Origin of the sequence: Microvirga sesbaniae (genome assembly GCF_025460805.1) — a bacterium.
Taxonomy (GTDB): Bacteria; Pseudomonadota; Alphaproteobacteria; order Rhizobiales; family Beijerinckiaceae; genus Microvirga; species Microvirga sesbaniae.
In genome coordinates this window covers 28610-41886 of sequence record NZ_JAMXFJ010000015.1, presented here as the reverse complement: position 1 = coordinate 41886, position 13277 = coordinate 28610, and the positions used below count along the sequence as shown (strand labels likewise).

The 13277-nt window shown below is 65.3% G+C and carries 12 protein-coding genes; 7 read left to right on the top strand and 5 right to left on the bottom strand.

The window, feature by feature from the left end; all coding sequences use genetic code 11:
* Positions 1-103: 103 nt before the first annotated feature.
* The 6 genes from OCW50_RS19605 (at position 104) to OCW50_RS19580 (ending at position 3556) form a co-directional block, all read left to right on the top strand.
* Positions 104-766 (top strand): DUF6766 family protein, encoded by a 663-nt coding sequence (locus OCW50_RS19605; protein ID WP_262298639.1) that lies wholly within the window; start codon positions 104-106, stop codon positions 764-766.
* 213 nt (positions 767-979) lie between these two features.
* Positions 980-1471 carry a YsnF/AvaK domain-containing protein gene (locus OCW50_RS19600; protein ID WP_262269816.1) on the top strand — a complete coding sequence of 164 codons (492 nt, stop codon included), beginning with the start codon at positions 980-982 and terminating at the stop codon, positions 1469-1471.
* Positions 1468-2436, top strand: a complete 969-nt coding sequence (locus OCW50_RS19595; protein WP_262298638.1) for a YsnF/AvaK domain-containing protein — start codon at positions 1468-1470, stop codon at positions 2434-2436. The genes OCW50_RS19600 and OCW50_RS19595 overlap by 4 nt, the downstream gene beginning before the upstream one ends.
* 314 nt (positions 2437-2750) lie before the next feature.
* On the top strand, positions 2751-2933 hold the full coding sequence (locus tag OCW50_RS19590; protein ID WP_262298637.1) for a hypothetical protein: 183 nt from the start codon (positions 2751-2753) through the stop codon (positions 2931-2933).
* Between the two features lie 82 nt (positions 2934-3015).
* Positions 3016-3261 carry a BrnA antitoxin family protein gene (locus OCW50_RS19585; protein ID WP_262298636.1) on the top strand — a complete coding sequence of 82 codons (246 nt, stop codon included), beginning with the start codon at positions 3016-3018 and terminating at the stop codon, positions 3259-3261.
* An 88-nt stretch (positions 3262-3349) separates the two neighbouring features.
* Positions 3350-3556 (top strand): hypothetical protein, encoded by a 207-nt coding sequence (locus OCW50_RS19580; protein WP_262269819.1) that lies wholly within the window; start codon positions 3350-3352, stop codon positions 3554-3556.
* A 652-nt stretch (positions 3557-4208) separates the two neighbouring features.
* On the opposite strand, the gene OCW50_RS19575 is transcribed toward OCW50_RS19580, so the two are convergent.
* From OCW50_RS19575 to OCW50_RS19560, 4 genes are all read right to left on the bottom strand, one after another.
* Positions 4209-7475: an error-prone DNA polymerase gene (locus OCW50_RS19575; RefSeq protein ID WP_262298718.1), complete on the bottom strand. Its 3267-nt coding sequence runs from the start codon at positions 7473-7475 to the stop codon at positions 4209-4211.
* On the bottom strand, positions 7472-8974 hold the full coding sequence (locus OCW50_RS19570) for a Y-family DNA polymerase (RefSeq protein WP_262298635.1): 1503 nt from the start codon (positions 8972-8974) through the stop codon (positions 7472-7474). Before OCW50_RS19570 ends, OCW50_RS19575 begins: the two co-directional genes overlap by 4 nt.
* The gene (locus OCW50_RS19565; protein ID WP_262298634.1) at positions 8892-9647 is read right to left on the bottom strand and encodes an ImuA family protein; all 756 of its coding nucleotides are present in this window, start codon (positions 9645-9647) and stop codon (positions 8892-8894) included. The genes OCW50_RS19570 and OCW50_RS19565 overlap by 83 nt, the downstream gene beginning before the upstream one ends.
* 146 nt (positions 9648-9793) lie before the next feature.
* Positions 9794-11308, bottom strand: coding sequence for a sensor domain-containing diguanylate cyclase (locus tag OCW50_RS19560; RefSeq protein ID WP_262298633.1), 1515 nt, complete (start codon positions 11306-11308; stop codon positions 9794-9796).
* A 532-nt stretch (positions 11309-11840) separates the two neighbouring features.
* On the opposite strand from OCW50_RS19560, the gene OCW50_RS19555 reads away from it, so the two are divergent.
* Positions 11841-12452 carry a hypothetical protein gene (locus OCW50_RS19555; RefSeq protein WP_262298632.1) on the top strand — a complete coding sequence of 204 codons (612 nt, stop codon included), beginning with the start codon at positions 11841-11843 and terminating at the stop codon, positions 12450-12452.
* 61 nt (positions 12453-12513) lie between these two features.
* Here OCW50_RS19555 and OCW50_RS19550 read toward each other — a convergent pair whose 3' ends face one another.
* Complete coding sequence (locus OCW50_RS19550) at positions 12514-13131, bottom strand: 3'-5' exonuclease (RefSeq protein WP_262298631.1); 618 nt, start codon at positions 13129-13131, stop codon at positions 12514-12516.
* Positions 13132-13277 lie beyond the last annotated feature (146 nt).

The following is a 13277-nucleotide window of genomic DNA, read 5'->3' as shown; positions in this document are numbered from 1 at the left end:
CGCGTCACCGGGGCGCCTTGCCGCCTCCGCGACGGGAACGAAACCAACATTCCCGTTCCGAGTTATCCAACCGTAGCAGTTCGTGTTTCCGTGAGGTTGGCGTATGCGGAGGTTCCTGCGTGACAATGGGCTGACGATCACATTGTTGGCCCTGTTCGTCCTGTCCCTGATCGGTCAGGCCCTCACCGGATGGCGGGCCCATGGGGAGGAACTGCGCCTCCACAACCTGCCGGCCATCGGTTTCGGCTCCTATCTGGCCAGCGGCCACTTCATCTCGGCCGTCTTCGAGAACTGGGAGAGCGAGTTCCTCCAGATGGCGGCTTACGTGCTGCTCACCATCTTCCTTTTTCAGAAGGGCGCCTCGGAGTCCAAGAAGCCGGACGAGGCCAATGCCGAGGACGAGTCGCCGTCGGCGCATCGCGCCGATCCGGACGCACCGTGGCCTGTCCACCGGGGCGGCTTGGTGCTGAAGCTCTACTCGCACTCGCTCAGCATCGCGCTGATCACGCTCTTTCTTGCGTCCTTCTGGCTGCATCTGGCGGGGAGCACGCGCCGGATCAACGAGGAGGCGCTTCAGCACCACCAGCCGACGCAGACGGTGCTGGAGACCTTGGGAGATCCGCAGTTCTGGTACGAGAGCTTCCAGAACTGGCAGAGCGAGTTCCTGTCGATCGGCGTATTGCTGCTGCTCGGGATCTATCTGCGCGAGCGCGGCTCGCCCGAGTCGAAGCCGGTGGCCGCTCCGCATGCGATGACCGGTCATTGACAAGAAGGCCTGTCCGTCCCCTCGATCCGGGCGGCCGCAGCTCCGTTCCGGTCTGAACGGATCGGCCCTGTCGTGTCTGGAAGCATAGGGGCGATCGCGCCCGCAGTCTCAGGGAACGCCCAGGTTCAGGGAGCTCTCACGTTCAGGGAACTCTCACGTTCAGGGAACTCTCATGGCAAGCGCCCGTTGGCTTCCGTTCACTTGAGAACGGCCATGAGCGATCCAACTACACCCATCTTTCGGCGCCCGGACGACGAGCAGCACCACGCCAGGCTCGAGGCGTCCCTCGAGGCCGGCACCCAGGCCGTATCCGAAGAAGCCATCCCGATCGTCGAGGAGACCGTTTCGGTCGGCAAACGTCAGGTCGTGACCGGGCGTGTGCAGGTCAAAACGATCACGGACACCGTCGAGGAACTGGCGCATGCGGACATGCGCCGGGAAGTCGTGGAGGTCACGCGCGTCCCCATCGACAGGATGGTCGAGAGCGCTCCCGAGATCAGAACCGAAGGCGATGTGACGATCGTGCCGGTGCTGGAGGAGGTGCTCGTGGTCGAGAAGCGGCTGGTGCTCAAGGAGGAGTTGCACATCCGGCGCAGTGCCGAAACCGAAACGGTCGAGGTGCCAGTCAGCTTGCGCAAGCAGCGCGCCGTCGTGGAGCGGCTTGCTCCCGATGCACCCACCCCCCAGGAGGAGACATCCCGATGAACTCTGGAGCCGCAACCGGATCTGCAACCCGAAAGCTCGTGACGGCCTTCTTCGACAGCCGTGGCGATGCCGAACAGGCGATCAGCCGTCTTCATGCCGCCGGGATTGCACAGGACAGCATCCGCCTGACCCCGGGCGACGAGGACGCCGATACGTCCCGCGGCACGGACACGCCGTCGTTCCCGGAGGCCAGCGTCGGCCTGTGGGATTCGTTGCGCGACCTGTTCCTGCCCGACGAGGATCGCCACACCTACGCCGAGGGCCTGCGCCGCGGCGGCTACCTCGTTTCGGTCAACGCCGCCGATGCCGATTACGAGCGCGTGATCGACATCCTCGATGATGAAGGCACGATCGACATCGATGAGCGCGCTGATTCCTGGCGTTCCGAAGGATGGGCGGGAGCATCGGATGTCGGAACCTCGGACGTGCTGTCCGGGAGCACGGCCAACCTGACCACAGGCGCCTCGACCGCGTCCGGGACGTCCGCACGCTTCGAAGGCTTCGAAGGCTCCGGGGGCGCAGCCTCGATGAACACGGACTCGCAGCGCACTGCGCGCGGCGACGAGGTGATCCCGATTGCCGAGGAGCAGCTGCATGTCGGCCGGCGTGACGTGAGCCACGGGCGTGTTCGAATCCGCTCTTACGTGGTCGAGCGTCCGGTCAGCGAGCAGGTGAACCTGCGCGAGGAGCACGTGGAGGTGGAGCGGCGCCCGGTCTCGGGCGCGGCGCAGGCCGGTACGATCGGCGGCGACCCATTCCAGGAGCGCACCATCGAGGTTGAAGAGCGTCGCGAAGAGGCGGTGGTCTCGAAGGAAGCCCGCGTGGTCGAGGAGGTTGTCGTCCGCAAGGAAGCCGAGCAGCGCACGGAGACGATCTCCGACACGGTGCGCCGCACCGAGGTCGACGTCGAGGACGAGCGCGGCGCCGGCGGCAACCGGACGGGCACGGACGATCGCAACTCCTAACCCATGAGAGGCGGGCCAAAGATCCTGGCGGAAAGGGCCCGCCCATCAGGCGGGACATTCTTCAGGGTCGATCAGCGGGAATCAGGTTCCCCGGCCATCGTTGAATCTGCCTCGTCGGAGTTTCGGCGTGGTTTGCGCTGGACGCGCATCGCCGAAGCACGAAAGGCCACAGGGCCCTGATCCGGCCTGAACGTGGGGCTCGCACGGCAGATCCGGCCGGTTCCCGCAGGTCGAGCGTGGACCATCGTCCCCTGTGTGCCTCCAACTGTTCATTTCCCTCGATCCGGCATAGGATCGACGCAGGCTGACGGGCCATGCGCCCGATTGCCGACAGCCGCGCAGGCGACGTTCGCGCCTGCGCATTCCAGGCGCGTTCCGCGAAGGGCGAGGTGGGACAGAGGATGACCCTGCACCAGCATATACAGAAACATTGGAAAACCGCGGCCATCCTCGTCGTGGCGGGCATCCTTGCCTACAGCGTTTCGTACTTCTGGTGACAGGGGGCGCCCGCATTCCGACGGGCCCAAGCATGACGATGGCGGAACGCGTGCGGGGCAGGGCAGGTTCAGGAGGGAAGCAATGACGAGATCCACAGGGGGCCGGCGCTCCGGCGATCCGTTGAAGGCGGCCGAAGCCGCCTTCAAGAAGGCCACCACGAAGCCGGTCGAGGGGCCGCCGAAGGCTGCTGCCATTCCCGGCGTCAAGGAGACGGTCACCCTTCGCATCGACCAGGACGTGCTTGCATTCTTCCAGGAGGACGGCCCCGGTTGGCAGGATCGCATCAATGCGGCGCTTCGGAAGGTTGCCGGCAAGTCCGACGACTGAGAATCAACTCTTGCGGTGAAACCGGATTCCTCCGAGAGGGTTGGCTCAACGATGGGCAAGGGGAAGGCGAGGCACGCGGAGCCTGGCGATGTTGGTTGACGATGAGCAGATCCGGGGGCTTCGGCTCCCCAATACCCTCGAGCTGCCGCCGAGTCACACTGCGGCGATGGTCGGGCTCTTGCTCAAGAACCTCTATGCGGAAACCCTTGCAGAAGCGCATCCGCGCCATCTGATCGCTCTGATTGAAAGACTCGACGAAGCCGAGCGCAGATCCATGAAGGCAGGCCCGCGCTAGAGCCTCGGACGTGAAGAGGGGACACCGCTTTTGGGATCGATTCCGTTGCTCACACTTTGAAGCGTCGCATCGTCCGGACGATGCGCTCTGCGGTCTTTCGATCGGGTTCACCGGGACACGCCCCGTATTGACACCTTCCCAACGTCATGGCCGGGGTTGTCCCGGTGAACCCGATTGCTTGAAGCGCGGCGCCTCTCAGAAGCGGGATCACCGGCACGAGGCCGGTGATGACGTGGAGGGTGACCATCGCTGTGGCGTGATCTTTCCCACGTCATGGCAACCTCCACCCTTCCCGCCATCCTCCCACGTCATGGCCGGGCTTGTCCCGGCCATCCCGATCTTTTGGGGCGCGGCGCCTCTCATCATCGGGATCACCGGGACGAGCCCGGTGATGACGTGGTGTGTGTGTGGCCCGGTGCGAACACCCTCCCCACGTCATGGCCGGGCTTGTCCCGGCCATCCCGATTGCTTGAAGCGCGGCGCCTCTCAGAAGCGGGATCACCGGGACAAGCCCGGTGATGACGTGGAGGATGAAAGACCCGGCTCGCACCACCCTCGTCGTCATGGCCGGCCATCCCGATTGTCCGATGCTCCCATCCCGCACGATGCGCGAGCGGCCCGGGACGGTCCCTCGGGCGATGCTGAGGCCCATTCAGCGAAAGTCCCGGGTTGCAACTCTGATCACGGGCGCCTGCGCCATGTCGGTCGTCGATCGTTCGGGGGGCTCCTGGGCACTCATCCGCAACATCTCGCGCGAGCCGGACTTCGCCTCGTCGCCGGCCCCATGCCTCATCCGGAAGGGCTCGTCCCGATCACCCACAGAGCGCAGGAGATCGGACAGATCGATGAGATGCTCGGCGATCAGATGGGTGACGCCGCCCTCTCGTTGAAGCCGCCCGCGGCAGCCGATCATGCCCGACGACAGGATCAGCCGCCGGTGCGTCTCGAATACCCTGGACCAGATCACCAGATTGGCGACGTCGGTTTCATCCTCGATGGTCATGAAGGTCACGCCCTTGGCGGAGCCCGGCTTCTGGCGCACCAGCACCAGACCTGCCACCGTCATCCGCTGCCCGTCCCGGGCATGGTGAAGATCCCCGCATGAACGGATCCGGCGTTCGGTCAGCTCCGGCCTCAGGAAGGAGACAGGATGCCGGCGCAGCGTCAGCCCTTTCGAGCGGTAATCGTCGACCACTTCGCGACCTTCGGTCATCGGGGCGAGTTCGACCTCGGGTTCGATCACCTCGGGTCGGATCGTGCGCTCCCGCTCGTCGGCAGCCGCAAACAGTGGCAGCACCGCGTCCGACAACCCCTCGATGGTCCAAAGGGCGTCGCGGCGCCTGATTCCGAGGGAACCGTAGGCATCAGCCTCCGCCAGACGGGTGAGGGATGCGACCGGAAGACCGGTGCGCCGCGACAGATCTTCGATGGACGTGAACGGCTGCCCGGTGCGGACGATCGGGATCAGGGCTGCGTCCGCATTGGCAAGACCATGGACCATGCGGAACCCGAGCCGGACGGCGAAGCGCCGTGGGTCGGCCGTTGCTTCCAGGGCACAGTCCCAGCGCGAATGGTTGATGTCGACGGGCCGGACCTCGATGCCGTGGGCCTGCGCGTCCCGGACCAGCTGGGCCGGGGCATAGAAGCCCATCGGCTGCGCGTTCAGGATGGCACAGCAGAACACGTCGGGATGGTGACACTTGATCCAGGACGAGGCGTAGGCGATCTTGGCGAAGCTCGCCGCGTGACTCTCCGGAAAGCCATAGGAGCCGAAGCCTTCGAGCTGCTTGAAGGTCCGTTCGGCGAAGGCCGCGTCGTAGCCGCGGGCGGTCATGCCCTGGATCAGCTTGTCGCGGAACCTGGAGACGCCTGCGGTGAACTTGAAGGTCGCCATGGCGCGCCGGAGCTGATCGGCCTCGGAGGGCGTGAATCCCGCGCATTCGATCGCCACCCGCATGGCCTGCTCCTGGAACAGCGGCACGCCGAGCGTCTTCTCCAGCACGCGCCTGAGCTCCGGGCGCGGGTACTCGACCTCCTCGCGCCTCTCGCGCCGGCGCAGATAAGGATGAACCATGTCGCCCTGGATCGGACCAGGACGGACGATCGCCACCTGAATGACGATGTCATAGAAAGTCTTCGGCTTCATGCGCGGCAGCATCGCCATCTGGGCGCGGCTCTCGATCTGGAAGGTGCCGATCGTGTCGGCGCGCCGGATCATGGCGTATGTGGCCGGATCCTCGGCCGGAATCGTGGCGATGTCGTAATCCTCGCCCTTGTGCTCGCGCAGGAGATCGAAGGCGCGGCGCATGCAGCCCAGCATGCCGAGACCCAGCACGTCGACCTTCATGAACGTCAGAGTGTCGATATCGTTCTTGTCCCACTCGATGACCTGCCGGTTCTCCATGGCGGCCGGTTCGATGGGCACGAGGTCGTCGAGGCGGTCATGGGTGAGCACGAAGCCGCCCGGATGCTGCGAGAGGTGACGCGGAGCGCCGATGAGCTCAGCGGCGAGTTCCAGCGTCATCCGCAGGCGCGGATCATCGAGGTTGAGGTTGAGCTCCCTGGCCTCCTTGTCCGACACGCCATCGTTGCCCCAGCCCCAGACGAGGCCGGCCAATCCTGCCGTCACGTCCTCGGGAACGCCGAGAGCCTTGCCGACCTCGCGCACGGCGCCCCGGGCACGGTAGCAGGAGACGACGGCGGTCAGCGCCGCGCGGTGCCGGCCATAGGTGTCATAGATCCACTGGATCACCTCCTCGCGCCGCTCATGCTCGAAATCGACGTCGATGTCAGGCGGCTCCCGCCGCTCCTGAGAGACGAAGCGCTCGAACAGCAGGTCGTGCTCGGTGGGATTGATCGACGTGATCCCGAGCACGAAGCACACGGCGGAGTTCGCCGCCGAGCCGCGCCCCTGGCACAGGATGCCCCGCGACCGGGCGAACGACACGATGGCGTGGACCGTGAGGAAATAAGGAGCGTATCCGAGCTCCTCGATGAGGTGCAGTTCGTGGCGGCAGGTCGTTGCGACCGTATCGGGAATGCCGTCGGGATAGCGATGCCTCGCACCGTCCCAGGTCAGCCGCTCCAGCTTTTCCTGCGCGGTCTCGCCGTCCTCCGTCTCGGACGGATACTGATAACGCAGCTCGTCGAGAGAGAAGGTGCAGCGCTCGAGGATCTCCCGAACACGATGAAAGGCTTGCCCGTGGCGTTCGAACAGGCGCTCCATCTCGACTGGGTCCTTGAGGTAGCGGTCGGCATGGCGCTCGAGCCGGAAGCCGGCCTCGTCGATGGTGGTGCCTTCCCTGATGCAGGAGACCACATCCTGAAGGCGGCGGCGATCGGGATGATGATAAAGCACGTCCCCCATGGCGATGGTCGGCACCCTGGCGGCCTGCGCGGCTTGCTCGATCGCGTGAAGCCGCAGGTGCTCGTTGGGCGCAAAGCGCCGGATCAGCGCCATATAGGCGCGGTTGCCGAAGGTCTCTTTGAGCCGGACGAGGTTCCGATCAAGCTCCTCCGTCGCCTCATCGCCCAGCAGGATCGCGACGAGTCCCTGGTTCCAGGTGACGACGTCGTCCCAGACGAGATAGCACTTGCCCTTGCCGCCGCGGCTCTTGCCGATGCTGAGCAGCCGGCAGAGGCGGGAATAGGCAGCCCGGTCGGTCGGATAGACGAGCAGCGATGTGCCGTCCGTGAGGTCGAGGCGGCTCCCGACGACGAGGCGAACGCCCGTGTCCCGCGACGCTTCGTAAGCCCGAACGATGCCGGCCAGGGAATTGCGGTCGGTGATGCCGAGCGCCCGGATGCCGAGGAGCTTTGCCTGCTCGAACAGCTCCTGCGGACTCGAGGCGCCGCGCAGAAAGGAGAAGTGGGTCGTGACCTGGAGCTCGGCATAGAGGGGGCAGAGGGCATCCGTCATGAGAAGAAGCCGTGCATCCACCAGCGCCCGCCCTCGGCGGTCGGCGCATCGCGGAAGATCCAGAAGCGGCCTCCCTGCATGGTCTCGACGCGATAGTAATCCCGGGCGGCCGAACCCTTGTCGCCGTTCCACCATTCCGGTGCGATGCGCTCGGGCCCGTCGGCCTTGGCGACCGTGTGCTTCACCTTGCGCCAGATGAAGAAGCGCGGCGGGTGATCCGGGAGCAGGGCGGTCGCCACGACGGGCTCCGGCGGGTCGAGCAGACGCGTGGGGCGCGGCAGGTTCTCCGGCCAGATGGAGCCGGTCGGCGGCGCGAGCGCCGGGATCCTGCGGGCCATGCGCTCGGGAACGAGGCTCTGGACGGGGGCGAGGCGGTAGACCTTTCTCATGCCGATGCGGGCGCCGAGACGATCGACGAGGGGGCCTATATCAGCCTCCATGGCAACCTCATCGCTGAGGCCATGGACCTGAACCTGCGTCTCCGTCAGCGGCTCGACCTTGCTTGCGACGAGAACGATCTCCTCGATGCCGAAACCGGGATCGATCGCTTGCAGGCGCTCGTCGAAGAGCCTGGCGAGATGAACCGCATCCCGATTGGCTCTGGCGGTGCCGACCCGCAGGCAGGCGCTCTTCTGATCGACGCGCTGGCAGAGAAGATCGAGGCGGCGCACTCCTTCGCCGCGGCGCTCCAGTTGCCGGCACAGATCCTTGGCCAGGCGCAGCACCACGCTCTTGAGATCATCGAGCCGACCGATCGGCTCCGCGAAGGCGATGGCTGCCGTCGGCGCTTCCCTCGGGATGAGCGGCGTGATCGGCTCGAAGGCGTGGCCCATGGCTTGGTCGAGACGCAGCGCCACATCGCGGCCGAAGCGTCGGACGAGAGGCGCTCTCGGCATGGCGGCCAGCTGACCGATCCGTTCGATGCCGAGCCGGTGCAGGGCGCCGAGTTTGTCGGCCGCCATCCGCAGGGCACGGATCGACAAGGTCGCAACGGCGTCCGCGGTCCGGCCCGTCGGCACGACCCCGCCGCTTCCGTAGCGGGCCACGGCCCAGGCCGCCCCCGGAGCATCGGCGACGGCTGCCTTCGAGGCAATCCCCTGCCGTCCCAGGCGGCTGGTCAGATCCGCGAGCAACTCCTCCTCGCCGCCGAAGAGATGCGCCACGCCGGCAATATCGATCCAGAGCCCATCCGGAGGATCGGGCGCCACCACAGGGGAGTAGCCGATGGCCCAGCGTGCCAGCTCGCGCAGCGAAGCCTCATCCTCGTCCGGCGTCGCCTCGACCACGTGCAGGTTCGGCACCAGGGCCTGAGCCTGGGCAAGCACCATGCCGACATGCAGACCCGCCGCCTGCGCGGCCGCGCAGGCGGCACGCACGGCGCGGCGTGATCCAACCGTATGAACGGTCACGAGCGGCTCATCGCGCGGCGGCTCGCCGGTCCGCCGCCTGATCCGATCGGTCGGCCAGGTCGGCAGGTAGAGCGAGACGACCCTTCGCATCGCAGGCCTCCAAAATCCAGGTACGCGGTTCGGCGCCACGGCAGCGCAGGAGTTCGATCTGCCAGCGCTCCCGGCCAAGGCCGGGGGCAGGCATCGCCTCGGACGAGACGGGGGTGATGCGCCAGCGGGTGACGGCGGCCGTCGGCAGATGGACCAGATCCTTCTCGGCCAGGGTCCACCAGCGTCGGATCACCAGGGCGGTGACGCCCGTGGCTTCCGCCGCCAGCTGCAGGCGCCGCGAGGCCGCCAGTCCCAGGCGCGAGACCTCGCCCACGACAGCCGCCAGTCCCTTTTCCCGGAGGCCTTCCTCGATGAGAGGCAGGATGTCCCGGTCGCGCTCAGCCTCGGCATAGATCACGCGGTCCGGATGCAGGCCGGCGCGCAGGAGGCCAGGAGCGAACAGGTCCTGACGGGACAGGCACCAGAGCACGGGACCCTTGAGGCGGGCGGCGATCCCGGCGGTGAAGAGGGTCGTGCAGCCGGCGAATTCCGAGGCGAGACCGGCCTCGATCATCTCGTGCAGAGCCCCCCTGGCAAGCCCGCCCCCGGGCAGGTGTCCGTCGATCTCGCCCAGACCGAAGGGCAGGGGTTTGACCTTCTGGGAACTGCCTTCGAGCCGGGCGATCCGATGTCGTAGATCGGCAAGCCTGTCCTGTTGCCCGGCATGATGCATGTCCCGCGCCAAATCCGCTTCGCGTTGAGGATGTTCCTAGTATGTTCTCGTTGCGGAAGGTGTCAAACACACGCGTCAGCAATTGTGGATTGCGAGGAGAAGAATGTTGCGCTCAGGCTTGACGATTTCCTGAAGGACGGCGCGGATCAGGCGACGGCATGGGGTCGGGCTTCTTGCCGCGATTGTGTGGCATCGTCAGCGATCCGAAGGCAGTTGCGGCCGGCCGCCTTGGCTTCGTAGAGCGCCTGATCTGCGGCCTCGAGGAGGGCGGCTCGCTCGCTTCCGCGGGAGGGCCGTGCCGAAGCAATCCCGATGCTGGCCGTGACCACCTGATAGGGACTGCCCTCGTGTGCGATGCTCAAGGCGACGATGCTTTGAAGAATGGTCTCGGCGATCAGCCCGGCGCCCGCGGGATCCGTTTCGGGCAGGATGATGGCAAACTCCTCGCCGCCATAACGGGCCGCGATATCGCGAGGACGGCGGATGCTGGCCTCGAGCGTCCCGGCGACTGCACTGAGCACCTCGTCGCCCCTCCCATGGCCATAGCGATCGTTGAAGCTCTTGAAATAATCGGCATCGACGAAGAGCAGCGACAGAGGCGAGCCTGCGCGGACGGCCTGACGCCATTCCCGTTCGAACGTCTCACGGAAGGCGCGACGGTTCGGCAGGCCCGTCAGGTCATCCGTCCTCGCAATCCTCCTGAGCTTGGTTTCCGCCCTCGTACGGCGCTTCAACTCGCGCTGGAACAGGATCGTCAGTCCGACGACCGCACAGCAGAGAGCAAGCGTCGCCAGGCTGAGAATGAGGGCTTTTCGCTGCCAGGCCGAGAAGATCTCGTCGACCGAGAGGGCCACGGTGAGAACCAGCGGATATTTCGTGAGCCGCTCGAAGGAGATGATGCGCCGGATGCCGTCGATGGGCGAGATCGAGTCGAACGTGCCGGACTTTGCCTGCAGAAGACGCTGGACATGCGGGGAGTTGCCCAGATCCTGATTGATCTGACCGGCATCATAGGGATAGCGCGTCAGCAGGACGCCGTCATTCCGAAAAAGGTTGATGGCTCCCTGCCGGCCAAGGCTCAAGTTGTCGAACATCTGATTGATGGTCGCCAACGGGATCGATCCCATGACGACGCCGGCGAAATGGCCCGTCGGATCCGATAACCTGCGGCTGATCCCGATGCTGAGATCGCCTGGGCGCATTCTGCTCTCGAAAGGTCGGCTCACGAAGAGGCCGATGTGACTGTTCTCTTTGTGGACGATGAAGTACTCGCGATCCGCGACGTTGAGCGATCGTGGGGCAATGACCGGACCGGCATCGGCGATGAGATTGCCGTCCCGATCCACGAGAAGCAGCGTTCCCATGAAGGACGCCGAGGCGGCGCGGTCGAAGAGCATCCGGTATTGAAGGTCGGCAGGAAGCTGCTGGGAGCCGAGATATCCCAACCCCTCCATGGCCCCTTTGAGAGACAGATCGAGCAGGGCGAGATTGCCGTCGAGATCATGGGCGATCGTGGTCAGGATGTTCCGGGAGGCCCTCTCGGCCTCATCCCACGTGTTCTGGCGATCCACCCACAGCGTATGGGCCGAGATCCCGAGAATCCCCAGGGCGATGACGCCTGCAATCAGGTGTAGATAGACTTCTGAGAACAGACGTTTCATTCGGCACTGCACAAACCATATTAGAATATATTCAATAGATGATCCTAAGAGATTGTTACAATCGGCAGATGGTCGCGACGGTCGAGGAGGACAATATCTTCGAAAGTCTCGCAAAATACGACACAGAGTAACATCTAAGAGATCGACTTGAAGGCCGGGCGGTTCCGGCCGTCACCGCTTCGAGACGGTCCGCCCTGCCAAAAACAGGCAACATCGTAACTTTGTCACGGATGAAGGCCTCCCTCCTGACATCACGTCGTGAGCCTCGTGATTGCCGGGATTGCGCAAGGATCCGGATCGGGGCCGGCGCCAATCATCTTCACGATCGCCTGATCGCGTCGCAAGCGCCGTTGAACTGCGAGAGCCCGCCTCCACATCATATCTGAATGGTCATGCAGGTTCCGTTCCTGTGGGTTCGTCGAAGGAGGCCGGGCTTCAGTGATCGCGTTCCCGAGCCGGCCCTGGGCGCCAGCGCCATGGAACCGGCCACGGTAGCACAAGCGTTCCCCATGGAATGGTCTGGAGGCGTGTCATGGCAGGATTGACAGGACGTTGGCTGGTGGCGGCCTCGCTTGTGGGGCTTCTGGCGGGCCCGTCGACGGCGCTGGCTCAAGCAGCACGCCCATGGGTCGATCCGCCATCCGAGACCGAGACAAAGGCGCTGCAGCCTAACCCGGCGCCGTCGTCCCTTCCGGCATCGCCGCCGGCCCAGGCTGCAGCGCCTTCTGGTGCAACCCCTCCTGGCCCATCCCCCGCCGAAGCGAAGGCCGGCACTGAAGCTCAGCCGGCCGCCGAGACTTCGTCGCGGAGTGCAGTCGCCGACACGCAGGCCAAGCCAAGGACCACGGCCGAGCGCAAGACACGCTCTCGCTCACAGCAGGCCAATGCATCAGCCCGCAGCCAGCGGCGGGACGCGCAGGTCGCGCGCCGACGTGCGGCCGGGACGCAAATATCGCAGGCTGAACCCCGCAGCGCCATCGAGCGTCGGGCGCGGGTCACACGCTACGGGTCTGTTCGGGAGGGGCTCGATGCGGGTCTGCAGGTCATGAGGCTGCGAACCATTCAACTCCCGGACGGCCGTCGCATCGACATTCTGACGCGGCCCGATCAGGATATCGCATCCGGATTGCCGGACGGGTATTGATGGTTCAGTTCCGGGCGCAAGTCGAAAGACGCCAAGACGACGCAGCACCGCTCATGTTTGACTACCGGGCCTGATCGGCTGTTTCGGTTGCGTCGCCGCCGCCCTGTCGCGATCGCACGGCGGCCTCTTCCGCAAGGCGACGTATGTCGAGCCAGAGACGCTGCTCGCGCCGCGCGTCCGCAAGGGCGCGGTGGGCGGCAGGACCGAGTTCATCGTCGCGGCGCTGCGCCTGAGCAAGAATATCCTGCATGAGGCTCCGATGAAGATCCGTCGGGATTTGAGCAGCCTGCAGCACCTCACGCATCATCCGTCGATGAGCCATCTCGGTATCTTCAAGACGCAAGGCGTGGCGCGGCAGTCCGGCTGCGCGCAGGAGCTTGCTCAGCCACTTCCCATCCCATGATGGCGCCGTCGCATAGAGTGCACGGCCCGTCAAAACCGACACCATCCGCCGTGCAACCTCGTCGAGCGGTTCTCCTTCCGCATTCAGTTGCTCTCTTGAAATGCCATGAACTCTTCCTGCTTTGACATCCCAGTCGGTCCACGCTTCAGCGGGCCTGATGAGGTGGCTCTCCTCTTCCCCATTCGCGAAGACCCAGGCCACCTCGATGGGATAGCCCTGCTTGCCGAGGGAGGAGGCCTCGAAATCGAGGAACACGGTCTTCGATAAATCCGGCATCGTGGATCAACTCGCGGATGGCGTCGGGGGCTCGCCCATCACGAACAATGTCGTCGACGAGCACCGATGGATCATACATCCACTTCATCCAGAACGCGCAAGCGGCCACGCGGCTCCACTGCACGGGTGCCCCAGGGTTCGGATGC